The sequence below is a fragment of the Pseudomonas sp. 3A(2025) genome (genome assembly GCF_054589175.1).
The window spans coordinates 1-415 of record NZ_BAAILM010000106.1 but is presented as its reverse complement, the minus strand read 5'-3'; the positions used below and the strand labels follow the sequence as shown (position 1 = coordinate 415).

General features: G+C 54.7%; 1 protein-coding gene. It reads right to left on the bottom strand.

The genetic code is table 11. From position 1 onward, the window contains the following. On the bottom strand, positions 1–415 hold a 415-nt coding region (locus tag ACYP2A_RS26585), incomplete at both ends, for a type I secretion C-terminal target domain-containing protein (RefSeq protein ID WP_459748917.1).

Genomic DNA, 415 nt, shown 5'->3' with positions numbered 1-415 from the left:
CGTCAGGCTTTATTCCATTGGCAAAGTTATCAACGGTTAATGCCGTGACCGATACATTTTGCAGAGTGATTGCGGTATGCCAGGTACTTTGACTGCCTGCAGCGCCATCTTCGTCGTATTGGAGTTCGGTGTTCTTGCCGTTCTGGATCAGGCGCAAGTAGCCATTTTCGGCACTCATGGGGTTGCCGCCCTGATAGCCGCGACCGTTGGCTGCGCTGTAATTGAGCAAGGTGCTGACATCGATCAGGTCGCCGCCTGTGCCGGTGGCAAAGTCGGTGACGGTCAGTCGATAAGTGGCGATACCTGAGAGAAACCCATAAGTGTCCCGCCCTGATCCTCCTGTGGCTATGACGGAATCGTCTCCGCCAGCGACTTTGGGAATATAGACCTGAATCAGGTCATCACCGTCACCGCC